Source organism: Rhodococcus sp. ACPA4 (assembly GCF_002300185.1).
GTDB lineage: Bacteria > Actinomycetota > Actinomycetes > Mycobacteriales > Mycobacteriaceae > Rhodococcus_F > Rhodococcus_F globerula.
Map to the genome: position 1 here is coordinate 4,347,299 of NZ_NSDY01000001.1, position 23,268 is coordinate 4,370,566.

A 23,268-nucleotide genomic window follows, 5' to 3' on the forward strand; every position below is an offset into this window, starting at 1 on the left:
CAGCCAGCGGAGGCGTCGCGGAACAGAGATGACCGCGACGCCTCGCTAGCTGCCTGTTCCCACAGCAGAAGGATCAACGCCATGAAAGCGTTTGTCGTCACCAAATACAAAGGGCCACTGCAAGAATCAGACGTCCCAGAGCCGGTAGTCGGTGAGCATGACGTACTCGTGCGAGTGGACGCGGCCGGGCTGAACCAACTCGACGAGAAGATTCGTGCCGGCGAATTCAAACAGATACTCCCATATACGCTTCCGTTGATCCTCGGCAACGATCTCGCCGGTGTTGTCATTGAGGTCGGCGCGAAAGTGCGGTCCTTCAAACCCGGCGACGAGGTCTACGCCCGCCCCGACAAGGATCGCATCGGGACGTTCGCGGAGCGCATCGCAGTCGCAGAGGCCGATCTTGCCCTCAAACCGGCATCAATCAGCATCGAGGAAGCAGCTTCATTGCCTCTGGTCGCGTTAACCGCATGGCAGGCGCTGGTCGAGCGCGGCAACGTCCAGCCAGGACAGAAAGTTCTCATCCACGCCGGCGCCGGTGGTGTCGGATCCATCGCGATCCAACTCGCCAAACATCTCGGCGCAACTGTGGCGACCACAGCAAGCGCCGCCAACGCGGACTTCGTCCGCGAACTCGGCGCTGACGTCGTCATCGACTATCGCAGCCAGGACTTCGAGCAGGTCCTCCGCGATTACGATCTCGTGCTCGAGAGCCTCGGCGGGGAGAACCTCGAAAAGTCGCTGCGCGTGCTGCGTCGCGGCGGCAAGGCGATCGGGATCTCCGGCCCCCCGGACCCCGCCTTCGCCCGCGAGAACGGCCTCAATCCGCTACTGCGCCTGGCGATCACCGGCCTCAGCTTTGGCATCCGACGCCAGGCCCGCAAGCTGGGCGTGAGCTACGAATTCCTCTTCATGCACGCCAGCGGTGACCAACTCCGCCACATCACAGGACTCGTCGACGACGGCGTGCTCCGCCCTGTCGTCGGACAGGTCTTCCCGTTCCACCAGACCCCGCAGGCGCTCCAGGCACTGAGCAAGGGCCGGATCCGCGGCAAAGCTGTCATCAGTAACACCCGACGCAACAAACCCACCACCGAAACAGGAACATCCCGATGAGTACCGACAACGGCCCCGTCATCACGTCCTACGCGAAGGCGCGCACCCGAACCGTCACCGCCGGCGACGTCACCTATGCGTACCGCGAACTCGGACCGAAGGGCGGAATCCCCGTCGTCTTCTTCGTACACCTCGCCGCGAACCTCGACAACTGGGATCCGCGCATCGTTGACGCCATCGCGAAGGACCACCACGTCATCGCCTTCGACAATCGTGGCGTCGGTGCCTCCACCGGGAAAGTTCCCGACAGTATCGAGGCCATGGCCGATGACGCCGTCACCTTCATCAACGCTCTGGGCTTCGAAAAGGTAGACATCTTCTCCTTTTCTCTCGGCGGAATGGTTGCCCAGGAACTCACGATCCAACACCCCGAACTCGTGCGCAGACTCGTCCTCACCGGCACCGGCCCCGCCGGCGGTAAAGACATCGACAAGGTCGCCGGCACAACCTATTACGACCTGCTGCGAGCGACCCTGACCCGGTCCGACCCGAAGGAATTCCTGTTCTTCAACCGCAACACCACCGGCAAACACGCCGCTGCTGCATTCGTCAAACGACTCGAAGAGCGGACCGACGACCGCGATACATCCGTCTCGGTCAAAGCATTCCAGACCCAACTCAAAGCCATCAAACGATGGGGACGCTCCACACCGGTAGATCTGACTGCGATCAGCGCGCCCACCTTGATCGCCAACGGGGATCACGACCGCATGGTTCCGTCGAACCTCTCCGAAGACTTGCACCGCCGAATCCCCGGAAGCGAACTGATCATCTACCCCGATTCCGGGCACGGCGGCATATTCCAACACCACGACAAGTTCACCCCCTCCGCCGTCGAGTTCCTCTCACACTGAACGCAGGAACGGCGCCAAGACAGGTACCGGCCCACCACGGACAGGTCGTCCTGATCTCGTCGGTGCTCGGCGTCCTGGCTCGCCTTGGCCAGCGCGGACCCCACCAGCAGAGCTCCACCACAACCACATCACGGAAGAAGATCTCATGACCACCTGGAAAGACGTGCCGACCAGCAGCATCAACGTGGACGGAGTACGTTACGTCTACCGCGAACTCGGAGCCAACTCCGAAGTACCAGTGGTCTTCCTGCACCATTTCACCGCAGTCCTCGACGACTGGGATCCCCGCGTCATCGACGGCATCGCCACCCAACACCGCGTCATCGCCTTCGACAACAGAGGCATCGGCGGCACCAACTCCAAGGTGCCAGCCGACCTCGAGCAGATGGGCGCCGACGCCATCGCCTTCATCCGGGCGCTCGGCCACGAGAAAGTCGACCTCTTCGGCTTCTCCGTGGGCGGAGCCGTGGCTCAGATGATCGCCCTACAGGCACCCGACCTCGTACGCCGCATGGTCGTTGCCGGAACGGGACCACGCGGCGGCGGCGGAATCTGGAAGATGCCGTTCATTGTCGGCGGCGCCTACGCCAAGGCGGCGCTGGCCCGCAAGGACGCCCGCCACTTCCTCTTCTTCCCCCGCAACGCGGAGGGCAAGAAAGCCGCAAACGCCTACTTCGACCGCCTCGCCGAACGAACCACCGACCGCGACAAGCCGATCTCGAACCAGGCCCGCATCGCGCAGCTCCGAGCCATCACCACCGGCGGACTCCACGCACCGGACGACCTCTCGAAGATCACCGCGCCGGTCTTCGTCGCCAACGGCGACAACGACCTCATGGTCGCCAGCGAGCACTCCGAGGACCTGGCCAGGCGCCTGCCCAACTCCAAAATCACGATCTACCCCAACTCAGGGCACGGCGGCATCTTCCAGTACCACGAGACCTTCGTCCCCGAAGTCCTGAAGTTCCTAGCCGACTGACGAAATCCAACCCTGGGAACAGCTCGCCCCTCACGGTGAGCTGTTCCCGGTTTTCCGAGAACAGCCAAGGAGCCAGCTCGATTTTCAGCCAATCTGTTCTCCTCGAAGATTCTGCCCGCAAGTACCCCGAATACGATGCCGCCAACTGAGCACCGGCAGAACAAATATTTGACCAATCGGTGCGAGAACTCCCATCAACTGACCCGGCAACGCGAACGCACCATGAAAGGGTTTCGCACTCTCAGCTCAGCCCAACGATTCCTCGCCGTTTTCAGCCGGATCTCCCAACACTTCCACTCGCCCCGTCACCGTATGACCGCCACCGACCACCGCACCGAGATAGCCGCTCGATTCCAAATATGGAATCAGGCTACCGAACTGAACGTCGCTGCTTGACCGATCGCTCCGGGTGATTGCCTGCTATTCCCGAAAACTGCTGCATCCCAAACAACTTGACAGCGCCTGTTTGACAGCGCATTTCGCCGGGGTCGGCGTCGGGCAGCCCCGCTGCGATTGAACGTCCAGCTCTGAGGGAAACGGAAGGCGATTGTGTGCGAATGACGAACTTGCTCAGTGTAATTCTTCAAGCCTCGGTGTCGCTGGAGAAGCTGAAAGCAGCTGCTGCTCTCTGGATCGCCAATTTCTCGTACTACCCCACTGAAGCCGAGGGTGAAACGTAGGGTGAAGCGGAGGGTGAAATATTCCAGTCCGGAAACACGCATTTCTTTGTGAAAGGCCATGCAACGACGTTGATTACCTGGTCACGTGTGTGCGAGCGAGCTTGGGTGGCCTCGACTACATGTGCGGCTCTCCAGCCGTGCAATTTCGAGATTCGAAATTCATTGATGAAACTGGCATTTCGTGCATATGCTCGAACAATACGTCGACCCGGCATATCTGATTCAGCTCTCGGGTTCATGACGACGAATGGATCTGAAACTGACTGATTTACGGCGGCGAGGAATTGCCTATTCATAAAAGGACACCATCCATGCGTAGAGCTTCACTAGTCCTCGTTGCATGTGCCGCGCTACTTGCGGCCTGCTCGTCAGCTGCCGATTCCACCGAATCGTCGGCGACATCGACCGTCGATTCCCGCGGTGGCATCCCGCCCGGCTACCCGCTTGATGCCGATGTGATGGCGCCACTTGTCATTACGGCACTCGGGCCGGATCCGATTCCGGTTACCGGTACAGACGGCAAAGTCCATGTCGCCTATGAAATTTCGGTACTCAACCTCTCGCCGCGCCCAGCGACCATCACTGAGATCGAAATACTGGCCGGTGGACCGGACGGCGAGGTAGTAGCGAGCCTGACGAAAGACGAGGTGCTGGCCCGTACCTTCCCGTTGGCAAATTTCGAAGCGGCGCCGGTTACCGACATCCCCGTCGGGCGCACTGTTGTGTTGGTACTCGACGGGGTCTACGACACTCGCGCGGACGTACCGGCTGAGGTGACCCATCGGCTGGTCACCTCGTTTGGCCCCTTCATCACGCAGGATTCCGGCCTCAATGCGAGATATCCGGACACCGTGACTCAGATCGGTGGAGCGGTCAAGACAAGTGCAAGATCGCCAGTGACCATCGGGCCACCCCTCGCCGGTGACGGTTGGGTGGCGGCCAACGGCTGTTGCGTGATCACATCGCACCGTGGAGCGATGATGGCTGTGGGCGGACGGATCAACGGGACCGAACGTTATGCCGTCGACTGGATGCGTATCGATATGAACGACCCGGTTCTCAGTTCCAGCGATGGTGACGGCTCGAAGAATGAGGACTACTTCGCTTACTACGCATCGCTGTTGGCGGTGGCCGACGGCACCGTTGTGTCAGTTGTGTCTGACAAGAAGGACGAGCCGCCGCATCAAGTCAACCAAAGTCTGACGTTCGATCAACTCGGTGGCAACTACGTGATCATCGACATTGGCGGCGGCAATTACGCCTTCTATGCGCACATGATCCCTGGATCGGCGTCGGTGAAGGTCGGAGACAAGGTTTCCCGCGGCCAGGTAATCGGAGACTTGGGCAACTCGGGCAACACCACGGAGGTTCACTTGCACTTCCATGTCTCTCGGGCTCCGGCGCCTTTGTCCAGCGACAACGTGCCCTACGAGATCGACCGCTTCACATTCGTGGGCTCGACGGCCACAGATTCCCTCGTGAAAGGACCGGATGCGGGAGAGCGAACCGATCAGCTCCCGCTCAATTCGGACGTCATCAACTTCCCCAAGTAAGGACACCGACAATGCGAAGGGCCCCAATAGTTCTCGTTGCATGCGCAGCCCTGCTGGCGGCATGTTCATCTATCGATTCCACCGACTCGACGACAGCTTCGACACCGACCGTCGATCCTCGCGGCGGGGTTCCGCCGGGGTATCCCCTCGACAAAGATGTGGCGACGCCGTTGGTGATCAACACTCTCGGACCGGATCCGATTCCGGTCACCGGCACCGACGGGAAAGTTCATGTGGCCTACGAGATCCAGCTGCTCAACGTCACACCTCGCCCGGTGACGATCACGCAGGTCGAGACCCTCGCCGACGGGCCTGACGGCATGGTCGTCACCACCGCAGGACAAGCAGAGGTGGCAGCACGGACTCTCCAGTTTCCGCCGGCGTCCGGCGACATAGCCGCGGGTCGCACGGTGGTGCTCCTTCTCGATGACGTCTACGACAGCCGCGACGATGTTCCGGCCGAAGTGACACACCGCATCAGCGCCACGCTCGGCGCGGCGACGCCCGGATCGGAAGCACACGGCGCGTTGTACCCGGACAGCACTACCCAGATCGGCGGGACGGTTCGTACAAGTGGGGCCTCGCCCGTCATCATCGGGCCGCCGGTTGCCGGTGATGGTTGGATTGCCGACAACAGCTGTTGCGTGATGAATGCGCACCGAGGTGTAGTGATGGCGTTGGGCGGCAGGATGAACGGCGCCGAGCGCTATGCCATCGACTGGATGCAAACCAATCAGGCCAACGCAGTCGCCGTCGGCGACGGAACCCGAAACGAGGACTACTCCGGATACGGCGCCGAACTGTTGGCCGTGGCCGACGGCAAGGTCGTGACCGTGGTGTCGGACATGCCGGATGTTCCGCCCAAGATCCTTCCGGAGGGCGTGGCCGTTGATCAGTTGGCCGGAAACTACGTCATTATCGACATCGGTGACGGGAACTTCGCCTTCTACGCGCATATGATCCCGGGTAGCGCGTCGGTAAAGGTCGGTGACACGGTCACCCGAGGGCAGGTAATCGGCAAACTCGGCAACTCGGGGAACACGACTGCGCCGCACCTCCACTTTCACGTGTCTCGAGCGCCGCTACCGCTGTCGGGTGACAACGTCGCATACGAGATCGACCGGTTCACGTTCGTCGGAGCTGTAGGCGTGGAGGCTTCTTCTACCGGCGAAGGCATTTTCGTCAATGTCTCGGAGGGTCCCGATGCCGGAGAGCGCGAGAATCAGCTCCCTCTGTATTCCACCATCGTCGACTTTCCGCCCGCTGCCTGATGCTCCGAGCATGCACTGCAACAGACGCTTTCGTGACGGGGCCGAATGCCGGTGAACGAACCAACCAACTTCCGCTCAACGACGACGTCGTCAACTTCAGGGAGATGCCATGAAACTCACAGTCACGACACTCGCGATTGTGATGGTGACGCTGACAGCCTGCGCGAGAGGAGAAGCCAGCCAAACCAATTCGACATCAACGGAATCCGATTCTGCACAAACCTCGCTCGAGTCCGCGGTACTACCCGTCATCAACGAGCAGATGGAGGAAATGGGGATACCTGGATTGGTTGCCATTGTCGCCAGTCCCGATCGAGGCACCTACAAGATCGCGGCAGGCGTCGCAAATATCGACACGAACGAACCTATGAAGGTGGAGAACCACTTTCGAATCGGGAGCATCAGTAAGACACTGACCGCTACGGTGGTCCTGCAGCTCGCCCAAGAAGGCAAGCTCGGCCTCGATGATGCACTGGCACCCTACTTTCCGACGCTTGATACCAACGGTGCCACCATCAGGCAAGCACTCAACATGACGTCGGGCATCCCTACCTACACGCCCGACCAATTCTTGAATGATCTTGCGAACAATCCTGCACGAGTGTGGAGTCCGGAGGAACTCCTCGCTACCACGGTCGGTCAACCGGCCGAGTTTGCGCCAGGGGCGGGCTGGGATTATTCGAACACCAACTACGTAATGCTCGGTCTTATCGCCGAACAGCACGGCCGTGCCTCACTTGGCGCCCTCGTGCAGGATCGCATCTTCAGCCCTTTGCAGATGACCGGCTGTTCGATGCCGGCGCAGGAAGATTCGACGCTTTCCGTCCCGTACAGCCGCGGCTATCAGTACGGCGCTGAGTGGGACAACCCGAGCCCGCCGGCACCGAAACCGGATTTGATCGATGTGACGAACTCCAATCCCTCCTGGGGATTCGGTGCGGGCGAAGCCATTTGCACTGCCGACGATATGGCGATCTGGGGCCGCGCCCTCGTTGCCGGGGATCTCTTGGATCCCGAAATGCAAGAAGAACGACTCGACTTCGTCACCGGCGGAGCGATGCCCTACGGAATGGGCATCGCGAAGCTCAACGGACTCACCGGACACCAGGGCCATATCAGCGGCTACCAAACCCAAACGACGCGTCGAGAATCAGACGGCACGATCATCGTTGTCCTGACAAACATCACGCAGGCACCGGACGGGGAGTTGCCGGCGACAAAGATCTCGGAGCTGATCTCGCGGGCGATTCCGGTGCAGGACAAGTAGTTCCCAGACACCAACAGCTGCCGTCCAGAACGACACAAGGCTGTCCTGGGACCCGTTATCCACGCGCTTGAAAGCCTTGTCGATCGGATTCGCGTAGTACCCCGAAGGCAGTTTCACGACTGGCCAGCCACCCAGTTTGAAAATCAACTCCGCCAGCTCGTCGCTGCCCTCAACTTCGATGGCGATCTCGCCGAGAAAGACGTCGACGTCAGCCACCGAATCCGGTGCGAAGCTCAACGGTCTACCCGTGTTCGTCTGCACGGAGAACGAAGCCGCGTCAGCCAGATCGCTCATGCGCTCGACGATCGGGGGAAAGGGCAGCGCCATCGGTCTTCCCATTTACGGCCCAGTCATGGCACAAGGCTACTGGGGCAATTATGTCGCCAGTCATTACGCGCCGATTGACGCTGGGTACTGTCGACGCTATGACTTCACCGAAAGGCGCATGAGCCGCCACCGCACGCTCGCCGTGCAGATCGAAGGACTCGCTATCGAAGATGGGGAGATACCGCCACCGAAGATCGGCATGGTGCTCGACTTCCCACTTCACTTCACGGAACTCCCGGCCGAGAACATCGACGCCGTAACGATTCGTGCGGTCCTCATAGCCGATGGGCATCCCCCGATCTTCCAGTACACGGGGGAGGATTCACCGCGCCGCTGGGAATGGAGCGGGGTGCTACGCGGTGACGGGTGGGAGGCGTCGTGGCGAGGATTTCACCCGCGCTCCGGCCACGTAGAGCTGAGCGGCCGCTTCTACGGAACGCTGAGTCACCAGATCACTTCACGAGTGCGTGGCCGTGTGACGCGGGTCCAGTTGCTCAGCTTGCGATACCGGCGAGAACCCGACAGTCACAGGTGGGCGATCGTGCCAGGACACCGCTCACTGCGCGAGGTCACCGAATCACCACGGTTCTTCGACACCGACGTGTTCATGCGCGACGACGTATACGAGGTGGATCGCGAAAGCGGGGCATGGATCGAACTCGACCTCGACGACGTCCCACCCCACCCCGTTCGGCCGCGTTTCGTTCCGGGTGATGTGAGTGCGGCGGGAGATGTGCTGTGGACGGTCGACAGCGGACTCCCAATCGTGGCCAGTATCGACTCCGAACATGTTGCCACCGAACATGTCCTACCCGGGCCGACCGGAGTTTCACGGCACGTGTGGGCCACCCCGGGCGGGTGCTGGGTGGCCGGTACAGACGGAACCTATCGATGCACAACAGGATTCGAACCTTGCCGCGTCAGCGACGTCCCGGTACACGCCGGTGCTGTCGTCGGGGAAATCTTGCTGGCCTGCTCACCGGGCGGAGTGTGGTGGTTGCACACACCGGGGGCGGATCCGATTGCAGTGAAGGCTCCGGACGAGTACGTCAACAGTATTGCTGTAGAGGGTGATTCGTTTCTCGTACTACTCGAGGCGAGAGTATCCGATCGAGAATCGAGCAGACGGCTGATGCGGGTTACCACTGCTGGTGACGTCACCACAGGGCCTGTCCTGTCATCGATTCCAGGCCCGCGTCGGCAGCGTCTCTTCCTCGCTGGATCCCCGCTGCGGCTGTTCAATCACGGTACGGCGTCAACGATCCTCCCCGACCTGTCACTGGGCGATGAATACGATCTCGATTGGGAACCGTTCCACGTCAGGCAGGTTGGCACCTATGTTTGTACGGTGGCTCATCCATCGAGCGACGCCTCTCCGATCGGACAGCGGCCAGGTGACTGTGATCCGATACGACGGTATCGACTGCTCACGCTCCTGGATGCCGCCACCCTCGAACCGGTGAAAAGCGCACCGATCTTCGCAATCCGACCGGCAATCACGGTCGACGCAACGGGCACAGTGTGGATCATCGCCGACGGCTTGCAGTCCCTTCCTGAGCAATCCATGCAGTGGCCGAATCCGCTGGATGTCGCGGCGCTACTCGACCACCCGTAGCGGCAATATTTCCACATCGGTGAAGGTGTCCGATCCGGACCCTAGCCGGCGTGTGTGGGTAATTCTGCACACAAGTCGTTCCCGGATGGCGGGGTGCGCCTCCCTGAGAGTGCTTGGGTGCATTCCGGCGCACTGATCTAGCGGACGTTGATCGGATCACGGCTCGCGAAGCCTGGCTGGGCAAGTCTCCACCAGAAGCCATCCGCCCTGCGACAATGACAACCTCACCACGAGCCGAGGAGATTTCCACCGATGACCGCCCGCACCTACACCTCACATGTCATCGTCCGGTGGTCCGACATGGACATCTTCAAACACGTCAACCACGCCCGCATGGTGACGCTCCTCGAGGAAGCCCGCATCGACTCTCTGCTCTCCGCCGGCCCCGAGATCGCGCACCTTTTCGAGACGTCCGTCGTCGCCGGGATCGAGGTCCGGTACCGCACCCCGCTCAAGCACTCCGACAGCCCACTCGCGGTCACCATGTGGATCGAGAAGCTCCGCGCCGTCGATGTCACCCTCCGCTACGAGGTTCGTTCCGCACACGCCGCGCCGGACTCGAAGCCCGCGGTCACCGCCACAACCCAACTCGCGTTCGCCGACCCTGACGCCGGTACGCTGCGTCGCCTGTCCGCGGACGAGCGGGCCGCGCTCTCGGCGTGGACCACCGAAGACTGACCCACGCATCATCGTTGAGCCCGGTTGTGAATCGCACGAGGCACGCCCAGACAATGACTTTCAGCGACATCGACGACGCCACCGCATCGTCGCCGCTCAGGTGATCTCAACAACTTGACGGTGCCGCGTCGATACTTCCGGGCTGACGTAGCGTCTTCGCCCAGAAGTACGGCGGCGCGAGAACTCACTCTAGTAAGTGCTGACGTTCTCGAAGTAGCGGCGGGGAACTTCGAACAACATCGCCGTGATCTGCTCCTCGGTGACGCCTTGCTCACGCACGTACGGGAGGACCTCCTTTTCGATATGCAGGTAGTCGAACCCCGGCATCATGTCCTTGAGCGCAGGGTCCATCCAGTCGAAGAAGCAGTTCGCGTCGTGCGAGAGCACCATCTGCTCGGCGTACCCCCGTCGACACATCTCGACCAGCGTGTCCGCCCGCTCTTCGAAAGAGACATTGACGTTGAGACCGAATCGATCCATTCCTAGTATGAATCCGCTCTCCGCCAGTTCAGTCAAATGATCTAGATCCGTGCTATCGCCACTGTGGCCCAACACAATCCGCTCGGGCTTGACGCCTTCCTCGTCACACATCACTCGCTTGACGTCGAGGGCCGTCTTACTCTCCGGATGAGTGTGCACCGTAATCGGGGCGCCGGTCAGGTGGTGCGCCTTCGCCACTGCGCGCATTACCCGTTCCACACCCGGCCTGAGCCCTTCAGCATCGATCGCACACTTGAGCAATGCGGCACGGACTCCGGTGTCGGCAATGCCCACGGTGATGTCCTTGACGAAAAGATCGACCATCGGGTCAGGAACCTCCGCGCCCATCACTGCATTGAGCGCCGGCCCCCGATGTTGGAAGTAGAACGGGACGTCGGTGAAGGTGTAGCAGCCAGTGGCTACCACAATGTTCAACTCGGGTACCTGATCGGCGATACGCTGAACCCGCGGTATGTAACGGCCCAGTCCAACCACTGTTGGATCTACAATTGTCTGCACACCTTGCGCCGCCAGGGCCCGCAACTTCGCGACCGCGTCCGCGACGCGATCGTCTTCGTCTCCCCATTCCTCTGGAAAGTTCTGTTGCATCTCGGTGTTGAGAATGAAGATGTGCTCGTGCATATAGGTTCGTCCGAGCGCGGACGTATCAATCGAACCTCGAACGGTCTCAACCTGTGCCATTTCTGACTCCTCATCGGGGAATTACGCCGCACCTATTCATTGCAAGTGCAGGATTGAATATTTGTGCATGTGTTTGTTTCACCGGAGACAAGGCGAAGGAACGCAGACTTCGTCCATACCTGGGAGCAAAATGCGGGTTACGCTGTGCCGGAGTAGTTTTCACATTTTTGTGCTATCGAGACGGCAGATCCAACAGGAAGGGCCTGGCAGCAGCGAGTCGGCCACATCCGATCCGTAACTACAACCACCGCGCACACATGGACAGCAGCATCAGTCTCCATGAACTAGTACATAACGAGCCGAAACACCGCCATTCGCACAGACACTGGCGATCCGTCTGCGTCATGATTACGATCCAACGCACACCAGGGTGTCCCAGGTCTCACTCAGTGAGAACATGCCGCTAGGCCAGCCGGTCCGAGCATCAACCAACTGCCTTGAACGCTTTTGCCGGGGGCGCGCCCGAACGCCACCGTCGAGGTTGGTGACCACCAGGTCGCACGACGCCTCAGCTGGCACCCCGCGACGACGGCCGGTCTCAGCACGGCCATCGCACACACTTAGGCAGTCACTGGATTCGGTTCGGTCTTTCGCCTCGTTCAGGGACAGCTGTCCTGTCGAAAGTCGCTGCGCCCCGCACGGAATGGGAAACGACCCGCAAGCGGTCAGGTCGTGCATGGGCAATCGCGTAGTTGAAGACTCGCCCCGACATGTCTCGGATGGTTTGTTCCAACAACAGCAAGGGCGCCCCCTCGGTGGTTCTCAATACCGACGCCAGAGTTTCATCTGAGAGCACCGCACTGACCGTGAAATCGGACCCACCGATTTTCACTCCGGCACTCGAGAGGTAGGCATACCAGTCGACAACGAAGGGAGTGTCAATCAATCGCTGCGCTTCCGGGAACAACACGTAGTTGGTGGCTGCGGCGTCTACGTCTCCACTGATCGTGCCCGCCGCGTAGTCCACGCGCAAACATGGTGTTCCTGTTGGCACCTCGAGCGCCCTCGATGCAGCACCGGGCGCTGAGATCACTGTGCTCTCGAACGATGTCAGCCGCAATCTCTCATTGAAGAGACTGTCGCTCTTCGATTCTGCAGTGTCTTGAATGTCCTCGAGACGCCTGTGCGCGGTAGGGGCGACCACGTGCGTGCCCACGCCCTGAGTCCGCGCGATCAACCCTTCGTCCCGAAGGAGCGTCAGAACTTCGCGGACGATCCCCCGACTCACCGAATAGGAACCTACGAGTTCGCGCTCGCCCGGAAGGATGCCGTCAACGAAATCTCCACGCAGCACCGCGGCCCGGAGAAGATCCCTAGTTCGTCGAACCGAATCAGGTCTTGCCTTCATCCAACCTACCTCGCGCTCCAACTCTGACGAGTCTCGACGAAGTTTAGTACAGATTTTCAATTATATTGTTGCCCCGCATATTACGCCGTTAATGTATTTTTCATAACGCTGCGAGCTGGTCTTTTGATTCTCGGTTTCGCCGATACGCCGATACTGTTCGACACAGCGCGCGAGATGTTCATATTCCGCTTCGGAGTTCGCTTGTCGCAATAGGTGTGATCACCTATTGTCGGCGTGAGGCGCTGCAGGAAGTGAACCCATCGGCCGAGAATTTTGACTGCGACACAACGGTTTCCGAGAGATATTCTCTATAGAGTTTTGGCGGGGTTGCCATGGCATGCAATTCATCTTCTTGTATGAACTCTTCTGCGACGGTTTCCCAACCGATGCGCTGAGACGCTCCTCGCCTGTCGACACAACACCCGGGGCGTTGGCCCTCTTCCATCAAAATCAGTATCAATCGAAAGGACAGTGACGATGGTCAACTGGAACGAAGAATGCGACGTGTTGATAGCGGGTTCGGGTGGCGGAGGCCTCACCGGCGCATATACCGCGGCGAGAGAAGGACTCGAGGTGATCTTGGTCGAGTCCACCGACAAGTTCGGGGGCACCACCGCCTACTCCGGCGGGGGCGGTGTGTGGTTCCCATGCAACCCGGTCCTGCAGCGTGCCGGCACCGACGACACGATCGAAGACGCGCTCGAGTACTACCACGCGGTAGTTGGCGACCGCACCCCGCGCGAATTGCAGGACACGTACGTCCGGGGTGGAGCACCGCTGATCGAATACCTCGAACAGGATGAGAACCTCGAGTTCGAAATGCGGCCGTGGCCTGATTATTTCGGTAAAGCGCCGAAGGCCCGACTCGACGGCCAGCGACACATCGTCCCGACGCCGATTCCGGCAGTAGAGGTGGGAGACCTCCGCGCGTCGATGCGAGGACCTCTCGACACGGAACGTCTTGGGGCTCCGCTACCCGACGTGCTGGTCGGGGCCCAGTCGCTCATCGGTCGACTCCTCAAAGCAATTGCGAAGTATCCGAACGCCGACCTGCGGTTGAACACACCACTTGTCGAGCTCGTAGTCGAGGAGGGTGTTGTCGTCGGCGCAATTGTCGATCACCACGGCGAGTGCCGCGCGATCCGGGCCAGCAAAGGCGTGTTGCTCGCGGCCGGCGGCTTCGAGGGCAACGATGAGCTTCGCCTGAAATACGGTGTGCCCGGCACCGCCCGCGACACCGTGAGCCCCCGGGGCAACCTCGGCGGGGCACACCAGGCTGGAATGGCAGTCGGTGCCGACATCGACCTGATGAGTGAAGCCTGGTGGGCTCCGGGGATGACTCATCCGGACGGCCGCTCGGTGTTTGCGCTGTGGTTCACCGGCGGCATCTTTGTCAATCAGGACGGCAAGCGGTTCGTCAACGAGTCGTCGGCCTACGACCGCCTCGGCCGTGATGTCATCGACCAGATGGAGGATGGCTCGGTCACTCTGCCGTACTGGATGATCTACGACAACAAGGAGGGCGAGCGTCCACCGGTTCGGGCCACCAACGTCTCCACGGTCGAGACCGAGAAGTACGAGGCGGCCGGCCTGTGGCACACAGCTGACACCCTCGAGGAATTGGCCGAGAAGATCGGTGTGCCAGCCGATCATCTGGTCGCAACAGTTGCCCGGTTCAATGCAATGGTCGCCAAGGGTGTCGATGAAGACTTCGGCCGCGGCGACGAGGCCTACGACCGTGCGTTCACGAATGGTGAATCACCCTTGGTGGCAATCGACAGCGGCCCATATCACGCAGCCACCTTCGGCATCTCCGACCTCGGCACGAAGGGAGGGCTGCGGACCGACACCGCAGCGCGGGTACTCGACACCGCCGGCAATCCGATTCGGGGCCTCTACGCGGCAGGCAACACGATGGCCGCACCCAGCGGCACCGTCTATCCCGGCGGCGGAAACCCGATCGGAACCAGCATGCTCTTCAGTCACCTCGCCGCTCTCGACATGGTCGGCCGTCAAGCTTGAGAACGGATCCCTCCGCCAACTGAACCATTTCGAATGAGAACGCGCTGGGGCCGCAGACGTCGCGGCCCCAGCGATCTGCGAACGAAACCTGCGCCGCATGATCACAGGAGCGTCGACAGCACGGTCAGCACGCATGGCGAGGCCGGCGAGCCTGTGGTGGGTGTTCACGCTGAAAGCGTTGTCTCATAACACTGTTCAGCCTTCCTGGAATCGGTATCGCAAACCGATATTCACCCAGAATAAACTAGAACATGTTACGTTTCGAAATATTCGAGCAGACGAGATGAACTGAAAAGGAAGTCGGCAACGATGGTCAGTTTCTTCACCAAACGCGGGGAGCTACTCATAGCGGAGCAGTTGGCGGTCAGCGCCTGGGCACCGACCCAGGTCGGCGGTCATGCCGTATGTGGTTTACTCGCTCGCCAGCTCGAGACTCACTGCCCGACCGGCTTCGTTCCGGCCCGGCTGACAGTGGACTTGTTCAAGCCGGTCTCGACTGCCCCGATCGAGGTACGCAGCGAGGTTGTCCGCCAAGGCACGCGAATCACCGCCGCGGATGCTTTCATCGTGCAGGACGAGCAAGTGCGGGCACGAGCCTCGGTGGTGTTCCTGACTACTGGATCGGAGCCGGCCGGTCGTGTGTGGAGTCCGGTACTGGACCTTCCGGTGCCTCCGGAAGGATGCGTTTCGCCGCTGGGGTCGCCGCCGCTGTTCAAGAGTAGCGACCGTGAGTGGACACACGATTTTGCAGCGAACCAGAATGGCGACCGCAAAAATGCGTGGCACAGCCTGCCTGCGCTCGTGGACGGGGAACCGATCTCGCCGTTCCAACGCGCCGCGGTGCTCGGTGACACCGCAAACCTCATATGCCATTGGGGATCCGAGGGTGCCGGGTACATCAATGCGGACATGACCCTCACGTTGTCGCGACTGCCTCTCGGTTACGAACTGGGTCTTCGCGCAGACAATGCTGTTGCCTCCGAGGGAATTTCGATCGGTACTGCCACCCTCTACGACAGGAAAGGCCCGCTCGGCACCTGCGTGGTCACTGCACTGTCCAACGCTCGTCGGCAGATCGACTTCGCTGCTTTTTCTCCACTTTAAGAGGTCATCGTCCACCAACGTGGTGGAGGTCCGACGCACTCGGCAGCAACGCACACCGCCAATTTTCCAGCGGGGCAGCAGCAGTTGTGTCGAGATGCAGCGAAGATTAGCGAAACGTTAGAGGTCCCGGCGCCGGTGATCTAGGGTGATCATCGTTCTATCCGCTCGTGACGGGGGAAATACGTGTTCGGCTTCTATGTGACGGCGCTGTTCGTCAGCGGAATCGGCGTGATCGTTTTGGCGCTGGTGACCTCCGAGCTGCACCCCGGCCGCCGCGTTGTCAACGGTCTCATCGGCACCGCGTTCCTGAGCTACGGCATCTACCTGGCCGTGTTCTTCCACAGCGGCGAGTACACAATCTTCCTCTGGGTCTTCATCCTCCCGTTCATCTTGCTGGGCCAGGCGATGCACACCGTCGAGGTCGGGGCGCCTCCCGGGGCGCGTCGCCCCGACCTCGACGCCGACCTCGACGCCGACCTCGTCGACCCCGCCCCGGCACCGGCTCCGGCTCGTACCGCCGCCACCCGCGAACGCATGGCCGCGGCCAAGTCTGCCCAACTCGAGGCCCTTCGCGCCAAGCATGCCGCCAAGAGCGATGAGTTCGACGATCACGCGCCGTCTACGCCTGCCTGACGAGAGGCATAGCGGCGGCAACGAAACCATCAATGGTTTGCTCCGCCAATATCTTCCCCGCCACCTCGACCTACCGCGCGGTCCGACGCACATACTTTGACGAACTTCGGCGACTCGCCCAAGACCCGTCAAAGTAGCGGGGCGTGTCTCGCTAATCTGCGCTGCATCTCGACAACATTGCTAGCCTCGCGCCATGTCCACGAACTTGGACAGGTGAAGTTGGTGCGCCACAGTGATTGTGGCGGTCGGACCGTTACGGTGCTTACCGAGAATCAGGTCGGCTTCACCACCGCGAGGATCGTCGCGCTCAGTCGCATCAGGGCGGTACAACAGGATGACCATATCGGCATCCTGCTCCAGCGAGCCCGATTCACGAAGGTCGGCAACCTGGGGGCGCTTGTCGGTTCGCTGCTCAGGACCACGGTTGAGCTGACAGATTGCGACAACCGGAACTTCGAGCTCCTTCGCCAAAAGCTTTAGGCTACGGGAGAATTCGGAAACTTCCTGCTGACGCGATTCGACCTTTTTACCCGAGCTCATCAGCTGCAGGTAGTCGATGACGATCAGGCGAATATCGTGTTTCTGCTTGAGCCGTCGAGCTTTTGCGCGAATCTCCATCATCGTAAGGTTGGGGGAGTCGTCGATGAACAGCGGCGCCTCACTGATCTCACTCATACGACGCGCGAGCTTGGTCCAGTCGTCGTCGGTCATCTTGCCGGAACGCATGTCACCGAGCTTGATCTTTGCCTCGGCGGAGAGCAGACGCATGACGATTTCGGTTTTGCTCATTTCCAGGGAGAACATGACGCTGGCCATGCCATGGGTGATGGAGCAGGAACGCAAAAAATCCATTCCTAGGGTGGATTTCCCGACTCCAGGTCTAGCCGCAACGATGATCATCTGACCAGCGTGAAGACCGTTGGTGATTTCGTCGAGATCCTTGAACCCGGTGGGCACGCCGAGGGAGATGCCACCGCGGCTGGCGATGGAGTCGATTTCATCCATCGTGGGCTGGAGGAGTTCGGTGAGGGGCACGAAGTCCTCGGTGGTACGACGCTCGGTGACCTCGAAGATTTCGGCCTGCGCGCGGTCGACAACCTCGGCGACATCCTGGCCGTCGGTGCCGGCGTAGCCGTATTGAACGATCCGGGTGCCGGCGTCGACGAGGCGTCGTAGCACCGATTTCTCGGCCACGATCTCGGCATAGTAGGCGGCATTGGCAGCGGTGGGCACTGTCTGGGTGAGAGTCACCAGATACGAAGCGCCACCGATTTTGCGGAGCTCACCGCGACGGTCCAGTTCAGCCGAGACGGTCACCGGGTCGGCAGGCTCGCCGCGGCTGTAGAGGTCCAGGATCACGTCGTAGACGGACTGATGGGCCGGCCGGTAGAAGTCGCCTGGCCGCAAGACCTCGAGGACGTCAGCGATGGCGTCCTTGCTCAGCAGCATGCCGCCGAGGACGGACTGCTCGGCAACCATGTCCTGGGGTGGTTGGCGGCCGAATTCCTGATCAGGCTCGGACTCGGGAGGCCCCGGGTAATCCTGTCCGGAGTAGTCGGAAGGTCCTCGATCATCCACAACAGCCATCAGAGAGACCTTCCCGTAAAACACTCGATGACACTGCGAGAAAAACGCAGGGCCCTCACTATTTGTACCTGCCCCCACCGACATCGTGCTGGCGGAAAATCACCGGTCGGTAGATAGACGCCGAGACGACGTTAGGGACTTGCCAGCCCACAAACAAACGACCCTGTGGATGAATCTGTGGAGTAATTGTGGAAACTCCTGAAAAATCGTGTGCACCATCTGGGGATAACCTGGGGACAACTTTTGGTGTTTCCCATAAAACCCCAGGTAGATGTGCATGTGCAATTTCACACACCTGTTGATGAAAAAACTATCTCGACAGTCGGCGCGTCGGCGTGTCGGGCGTGTTGCGGAGCCCAAATGATCATGGATCAACAAGTTGAACGTCACACTGTGACAGTTATCCCCAACCCCGGATCGAGTCGCTATGTGCACAAAAAGGTCGAGCCCCACACACCGAAGTGTGCGGGGCTCGCCCGGAGAACGAATCGACTATGCGCCGACGACGTTCAGGTTGAACTTGGCAACCACATCGGGATGCAGGTTCACGGACACGGCATGCTTGCCCGTGTTCTTGATGTGAGCCTTCGGCAACGCGATGGTGCGCTTGTCGATAACCGGTCCACCGGCAGCCTTGATCGCAGCAGCGACGTCAGCAGCGGTAACGGAACCGAAGAGCTTGCCCGAACCACCGGCGGTCTTGACCGACAGCGTTACGGACTCGAGTCCCTCGATAGCGGCCTTGAGCTCCTTGGCGTGGTCCAGGCCGCGCACTGCGCGCAGTTCCTGTGCACGACGGATTCCTTCGACCTGCTTCTCGGCGCCACGAGTAGCGACGATTGCCAGCCGGCGGGGGAGCAGGTAGTTACGGCCGTAGCCGTCCTTGACCTCGACGGTGTCGCCAGGCGCACCGAGGTTGTCCACGTCAGCGGTGAGGATGAGCTTCATGTTCTTTCCTCCCTTTCCTTAGCGAGCCACGGTGGCGTAAGGCAGCAGTGCTACCTCACGTGAGTTCTTGACGGCAATGGCAACGTCGCGCTGGTGCTGGACGCAATTGCCGGTGACACGACGAGCACGGATCTTTCCGCGGTCGCTGACGTACTTACGCAGCAACGTCGTGTCCTTGTAGTTGATCTGCGTGTTCTTCTCTTTGCAGAAGGTGCAGACCTTCTTCTTCATAACCTTGTCGCGCAAGGGCGGCTTCGGCATGTCTTTGCTCTTTTCTGGATGTCCCTGATCAGGTACGGATCAGAAAGGCGGTTCGTCGTTGCCGCCGCCACCGAAGGAGCCCGAAGCCGGAGGGGCACTGCCCCACGGATCGTCTCCACCGGAAGGTGCAGCGCTCGGACGTCCGCCGCCCGATCCGCCGGAGGAACCTCCGAAGTTGCCGCCGCCACCGCCGCCACCACGGTTGGCCTTGTTGACCTTTGCCGTGGCGTACTTCAGTGAAGGACCGATTTCATCAACTTCGAGCTCGACGACAGTTCGCTTTTCGCCCTCACGAGTTTCGTACGAACGCTGCTTGAGCCGGCCGCTCACGATTACTCGTGAGCCACGGGTCAAGCTCTCCGCGACGTTCTCGGCTGCTTCGCGCCAGATGTTGCAACGCATGAACAGCGCATCGCCGTCTTTCCATTCATTGGAATTACGGTCGAAGGTGCGGGGTGTGGAAGCAACCGTGAAGTTTGCCACCGCAGCACCCGCCGGGGTGAAACGAAGCTCAGGATCAGCCGTCAGGTTTCCGATGACGGTGATGATGGTGTCGCCAGCCATGTGGTTCCTCCTGCTTTTGATGTAAGTCTGTTGGGTGCGAGGTTAGAGTTCGCTACCGACAGAAATCACTTGTTGTGGCGCAGAACCTTCGTGCGCAGAACCGACTCGTTCAGACCGAGCTGACGATCGAGCTCAGCAACGGTGGCGGGAGTGGCGTTGATGTCGATCACCGCGTAGATACCTTCAGCATGCTTCAGGATCTCGTAGGCGAGACGACGCTTACCCCAGACATCGACCTTGTCGATCGTGCCGCCGTGCTGGCGCACAACATTGAGGAACGTATCCAGCGAAGGAGCGACAGTGCGCTCGTCCAGGCTGGGGTCAAGGATGACCATCAATTCGTAATGACGCATAAGACCTCATCACCTCCTGTGGACTAAGTGAAAACGGCCACGGACTATCCGTGGCAGGAGGGTCGTTGCGTCAGCAACCCTCGTAGGTTACACGAGGTGCCCCTGACCAGCGAAATCGCGTCCCCGATCACAGGAAACGCCCAGAACGCTTACGGACGCTCGTCGAACCGTCTTGCAGCGCGAGCCCCTAGGGTGGGCTTCATGCGAACGGACCGGAAAACCTCGGCGTCGATCCTGACGCTTGTCGTCGGTCTCTGCGGGCTGGCCATGACTCTGGGCTACTTCAACAAGGCGCGATGCGCCGGCGCGCCCTTCGCGCCGGACGGCCGGAGCCTTGCCTTCGATGTCGATAAGAACGTCCGCGTCTGTTACTCCGACATCCAGCTTCTGTGGCTCGGACGCGGCATCGACCAGCACCTCTTTCCGTTTGTCACTGGAGGCATCACGCCAGAAGGTTTCCTCTACGGCGGAACCGTCGAGTATCCGGTGCTCAGCGGAATCCTGATGTGGCTGGGCGGAATCGGATCCCACAACGATGCCGAGTTCCTGCTGCATTCCGCGTTGATCCTGGCCCCGTTCGGCTTGCTGACGGCGTGGATGCTTGGCCGGATGAGCGGCGCGTACGCGTTGATCTGGTCGGCCACCCCGCCACTGGTGTTGTACGCGTTCCACAACTGGGAGCTGCCCGTTGTCGCAACCAGCGTCGGCGCGATCTTCGTGATGACGTTCGAGCGCATACCTTTTCGGACGCGGGCGATACTGGCGTCGATCATCCTGGCCATCGGTTTCTGCCTGAAGTTGTATCCGGGAATCTTTGTTCTTCCGCTTCTCGCGTATGTCCTGACACGCGGCCGAGACGGCAAGAAGTACGACGTACGCGGCGCGCTGATGACGGCTGGTGCCGCGGTGGCGACGGTGGTTCTCGTCAACCTTCCGTTTGCCCTCATCTCGTACGACGGTTGGCGTGCGTCCTTCAGTTTCCAGGAGAAGCGCAGCGCCGACATCACCACCAATTCGCTGTGGTTCTGGGGTCTTCGACCGTTCTACGGCTTCGGTGTACGCGAACTCAACGCGGACTACGACGCATTGGTGAGCATCCTGTCCCCTCTGATGATCCTGTTGTCGTTCGCGTTGGCGATGTATCTGGGCTGGCGACGCTTTGTGCGCGACGGTTATTTCCCGTGGATCGCGGTGAGCGCGGCAATGTTGTGCGGATTCATCTTGCTGCACAAGGTGAATTCGCCGCAGTACACCTTGTGGCTGCTGCCGTTCCTGGTGCTGTTTCAGATCCGATGGTTCTGGATCGCCGCGTATCTCGTGGCCGATGCCGCACTGGGAATCGGCATCTTCCGCTACTTCTACCAACTCGACATGAACCTCGATCCGAGCAAGTACGAAGCCGTCGTGCAGGCCAGCGTGTGGGGTCATGTGGTGTTGCTGGCCGTGTTCTTCTTCCTGTTCTTGCGGGTACCGCTGCGCTATCCGCTCGCCGGGACGGCTGTCGAGAAAACCCCACCGATACCGGAGCTCAGCAGATGACCGAAAGCTGGTTTCAATCACCTACATTGACCGGCACGCATGTCCGGCTCGAACCGTTGGTCCGTGAGCACGCCGACGCACTGATTGCCGCGTCGGACGATCCGAGCATCTTCCGCTGGACAGCCGCACCGATCAACACTCACGCAGAGGCGGTCGCCTACATCGAGGCAGCCGACTCGAATCCGGATCGGGTAGCGTTCGCCCAGATCGACACGCGCACCGACGCCGTAGTGGGCAGCACCTCGCTGTATCAAATCGCCCCGGCGTATCGCAGTCTCGCGATCGGATACACGTGGCTGTCGAAGTCCGCTCAGGGAACCCGGATCAATCCGGAGGCAAAACTTCTCCTGCTGCGTCGGGCATTCGACGATCTCGGCGCCGTCCGCGTCGAATGGCACACGGACGAGTTCAACGAACAATCCCGGGCCGCCATCGCCAAGCTGGGCGCGCAGTACGAGGGCTTGCTCCGCAAGCACCGCCAGCGAACGGATGGCAGTTGGCGCACCACCGCCCTCTTTTCCATGACGGACGAGGATTGGCCGACTATCGCACCGCAGTTGGAGCGACGCGTCCGCAGCTAACCAACCGCCTGCGCGGTTTGCCTGACTTCGTACCGCAAAATCAGTGCATGAGCGAACCGGGACCGTACGGATACCAGCAGCAGTACCCACAACAGAACTGGCAGCAACCGCAGCCAACGAACGTCTTGGCGGTCCTGGCGCTGGTATTCGCGTTCCTCTTTGCCCCACTGGGAATCGTGTTCGGCCACATCGCGCGCAGTCAGATCAAACGGACCGGTGAGCAGGGCGACGGCTTGGCACTCGCCGGCCTGATCCTCGGTTACATCTTCACCGCGATCGGCATACTCTTCTTCATCGCGTGGATCGCCTTCTGGGGACTGTTCGCGACCGCTGTCACGGAGGCTGCTGACGACGCCCGGTCGAATGCCTACAGCTACACCACCGCGCAGTCGTACGCAGCGACCACGGCACCCCGGACCACAACGGTTCCACAAACAACCACCGCGCCCCGGGTAACCACGACGGTGTCCGGCCCCCTTCCCACCGTCACCGGGACGGACCGGCAAGGTTTCATCTCGAACGGTCCCCGCTGCAATGCGTCCAACCCCGCCGTTGCTGTTGCGATCACTACCGGTTCACGAGTCGTCGTCTGTGAAACCGGTGTCGGCCGCTACTACTACAAGGGTGAAAGACTCAGTGACGGAGCAACAATCGAGATCGACGATCCGATCCGTACCAGGGAAGGCTTTGCCGCCCGCAACGACGACGTCACCTACCAACTCAGCCCCAGTGGATTACTTGTCCTGGACGGCGGAAGTGAACTGGGCAGCGAACCGGCCGTCGAAGTCTGGTTGAACTGAGAGGCT

Annotated in this window: 23 protein-coding genes; 16 read left to right on the plus strand and 7 right to left on the minus strand. The window is 60.6% G+C overall.

The features are described from left to right. Positions 1 to 81 precede the first annotated feature (81 nt). From CJ178_RS19915 to CJ178_RS19955, 10 genes are all read left to right on the plus strand, one after another. The gene (locus tag CJ178_RS19915; protein ID WP_095887469.1) at positions 82 to 1,116 is read left to right on the plus strand and encodes an NADP-dependent oxidoreductase; all 1,035 of its coding nucleotides are present in this window, start codon (positions 82 to 84) and stop codon (positions 1,114 to 1,116) included. Further along, positions 1,113 to 1,970: an alpha/beta fold hydrolase gene (locus CJ178_RS19920; RefSeq protein ID WP_095887470.1), complete on the plus strand. Its 858-nt coding sequence runs from the start codon at positions 1,113 to 1,115 to the stop codon at positions 1,968 to 1,970. Before CJ178_RS19915 ends, CJ178_RS19920 begins: the two co-directional genes overlap by 4 nt. A 145-nt stretch (positions 1,971 to 2,115) precedes the next feature. Beyond that, positions 2,116 to 2,949 (plus strand): alpha/beta fold hydrolase, encoded by an 834-nt coding sequence (locus CJ178_RS19925; RefSeq protein ID WP_095887471.1) that lies wholly within the window; start codon positions 2,116 to 2,118, stop codon positions 2,947 to 2,949. A gap of 135 nt (positions 2,950 to 3,084) precedes the next feature. After that, complete coding sequence (locus tag CJ178_RS19930; protein WP_084702556.1) at positions 3,085 to 3,345, plus strand: DDE-type integrase/transposase/recombinase; 261 nt, start codon at positions 3,085 to 3,087, stop codon at positions 3,343 to 3,345. 161 nt (positions 3,346 to 3,506) lie between these two features. After that, positions 3,507 to 3,629: a hypothetical protein gene (locus CJ178_RS33335; RefSeq protein ID WP_257013270.1), complete on the plus strand. Its 123-nt coding sequence runs from the start codon at positions 3,507 to 3,509 to the stop codon at positions 3,627 to 3,629. Between the two features lie 311 nt (positions 3,630 to 3,940). Then, on the plus strand, positions 3,941 to 5,182 hold the full coding sequence (locus CJ178_RS19935) for a M23 family metallopeptidase (RefSeq protein ID WP_095887472.1): 1,242 nt from the start codon (positions 3,941 to 3,943) through the stop codon (positions 5,180 to 5,182). Between the two features lie 11 nt (positions 5,183 to 5,193). Then, a complete protein-coding gene (locus tag CJ178_RS19940) occupies positions 5,194 to 6,453 on the plus strand; it encodes a M23 family metallopeptidase (protein ID WP_095887473.1) in 1,260 nt (419 codons plus the stop codon). A 109-nt stretch (positions 6,454 to 6,562) separates the two neighbouring features. After that, positions 6,563 to 7,720: a serine hydrolase domain-containing protein gene (locus CJ178_RS19945; protein ID WP_095887474.1), complete on the plus strand. Its 1,158-nt coding sequence runs from the start codon at positions 6,563 to 6,565 to the stop codon at positions 7,718 to 7,720. 178 nt (positions 7,721 to 7,898) lie between these two features. Then, positions 7,899 to 9,662: a WD40 repeat domain-containing protein gene (locus CJ178_RS19950; RefSeq protein WP_257013271.1), complete on the plus strand. Its 1,764-nt coding sequence runs from the start codon at positions 7,899 to 7,901 to the stop codon at positions 9,660 to 9,662. Between the two features lie 252 nt (positions 9,663 to 9,914). Continuing rightward, entirely contained in the window at positions 9,915 to 10,340 is a 426-nt protein-coding gene (locus tag CJ178_RS19955; protein ID WP_033233801.1) for an acyl-CoA thioesterase, read from the plus strand. Positions 10,341 to 10,529: 189 nt separating this feature from the next. On the opposite strand, the gene CJ178_RS19960 is transcribed toward CJ178_RS19955, so the two are convergent. Both CJ178_RS19960 and CJ178_RS19965 read right to left on the minus strand, forming a co-directional pair. Further along, positions 10,530 to 11,522, minus strand: a complete 993-nt coding sequence (locus CJ178_RS19960) for a phosphotriesterase family protein (RefSeq protein ID WP_095887475.1) — start codon at positions 11,520 to 11,522, stop codon at positions 10,530 to 10,532. A gap of 568 nt (positions 11,523 to 12,090) precedes the next feature. Then, complete coding sequence (locus CJ178_RS19965; RefSeq protein WP_095887476.1) at positions 12,091 to 12,870, minus strand: GntR family transcriptional regulator; 780 nt, start codon at positions 12,868 to 12,870, stop codon at positions 12,091 to 12,093. A gap of 471 nt (positions 12,871 to 13,341) precedes the next feature. Here CJ178_RS19965 and CJ178_RS19970 point away from each other — a divergent pair, with 471 nt between their 5' ends. The 3 genes from CJ178_RS19970 to CJ178_RS19980 all read left to right on the plus strand — a co-directional run bounded on the left by CJ178_RS19970 (position 13,342) and on the right by CJ178_RS19980 (position 16,629). After that, on the plus strand, positions 13,342 to 14,892 hold the full coding sequence (locus CJ178_RS19970) for an FAD-binding protein (protein WP_257013273.1): 1,551 nt from the start codon (positions 13,342 to 13,344) through the stop codon (positions 14,890 to 14,892). A 309-nt stretch (positions 14,893 to 15,201) separates the two neighbouring features. Further along, complete coding sequence (locus CJ178_RS19975; protein WP_095887478.1) at positions 15,202 to 15,996, plus strand: thioesterase family protein; 795 nt, start codon at positions 15,202 to 15,204, stop codon at positions 15,994 to 15,996. A gap of 183 nt (positions 15,997 to 16,179) precedes the next feature. Further along, positions 16,180 to 16,629 (plus strand): hypothetical protein, encoded by a 450-nt coding sequence (locus CJ178_RS19980; RefSeq protein ID WP_033237099.1) that lies wholly within the window; start codon positions 16,180 to 16,182, stop codon positions 16,627 to 16,629. Between the two features lie 180 nt (positions 16,630 to 16,809). Here the strand turns inward: CJ178_RS19980 and dnaB are convergent, their stop codons facing one another. The 5 genes from dnaB to rpsF all read right to left on the minus strand — a co-directional run bounded on the left by dnaB (position 16,810) and on the right by rpsF (position 20,342). Continuing rightward, positions 16,810 to 18,216, minus strand: coding sequence for a replicative DNA helicase (dnaB, locus tag CJ178_RS19985; RefSeq protein ID WP_080711886.1), 1,407 nt, complete (start codon positions 18,214 to 18,216; stop codon positions 16,810 to 16,812). Between the two features lie 492 nt (positions 18,217 to 18,708). After that, positions 18,709 to 19,164, minus strand: coding sequence for a 50S ribosomal protein L9 (gene rplI, locus CJ178_RS19990; RefSeq protein ID WP_033237098.1), 456 nt, complete (start codon positions 19,162 to 19,164; stop codon positions 18,709 to 18,711). Between the two features lie 18 nt (positions 19,165 to 19,182). Then, on the minus strand, positions 19,183 to 19,425 hold the full coding sequence (rpsR, locus tag CJ178_RS19995; RefSeq protein WP_003941245.1) for a 30S ribosomal protein S18: 243 nt from the start codon (positions 19,423 to 19,425) through the stop codon (positions 19,183 to 19,185). Positions 19,426 to 19,464: 39 nt separating this feature from the next. Then, positions 19,465 to 19,989: a single-stranded DNA-binding protein gene (locus CJ178_RS20000; protein ID WP_033237097.1), complete on the minus strand. Its 525-nt coding sequence runs from the start codon at positions 19,987 to 19,989 to the stop codon at positions 19,465 to 19,467. A gap of 65 nt (positions 19,990 to 20,054) precedes the next feature. Then, positions 20,055 to 20,342 carry a 30S ribosomal protein S6 gene (gene rpsF, locus CJ178_RS20005; protein ID WP_003941237.1) on the minus strand — a complete coding sequence of 96 codons (288 nt, stop codon included), beginning with the start codon at positions 20,340 to 20,342 and terminating at the stop codon, positions 20,055 to 20,057. Positions 20,343 to 20,543: 201 nt separating this feature from the next. On the opposite strand from rpsF, the gene CJ178_RS20010 reads away from it, so the two are divergent. From CJ178_RS20010 to CJ178_RS20020, 3 genes are read left to right on the plus strand one after another with little or no spacing between them, the layout of a single operon-like run. After that, positions 20,544 to 21,881, plus strand: a complete 1,338-nt coding sequence (locus CJ178_RS20010) for a glycosyltransferase family 87 protein (RefSeq protein ID WP_033237112.1) — start codon at positions 20,544 to 20,546, stop codon at positions 21,879 to 21,881. Then, positions 21,878 to 22,462, plus strand: a complete 585-nt coding sequence (locus CJ178_RS20015; protein ID WP_095887479.1) for a GNAT family N-acetyltransferase — start codon at positions 21,878 to 21,880, stop codon at positions 22,460 to 22,462. Before CJ178_RS20010 ends, CJ178_RS20015 begins: the two co-directional genes overlap by 4 nt. A gap of 47 nt (positions 22,463 to 22,509) precedes the next feature. After that, the gene (locus tag CJ178_RS20020; RefSeq protein ID WP_095887480.1) at positions 22,510 to 23,262 is read left to right on the plus strand and encodes a DUF4190 domain-containing protein; all 753 of its coding nucleotides are present in this window, start codon (positions 22,510 to 22,512) and stop codon (positions 23,260 to 23,262) included. Positions 23,263 to 23,268: the final 6 nt, after the last annotated feature.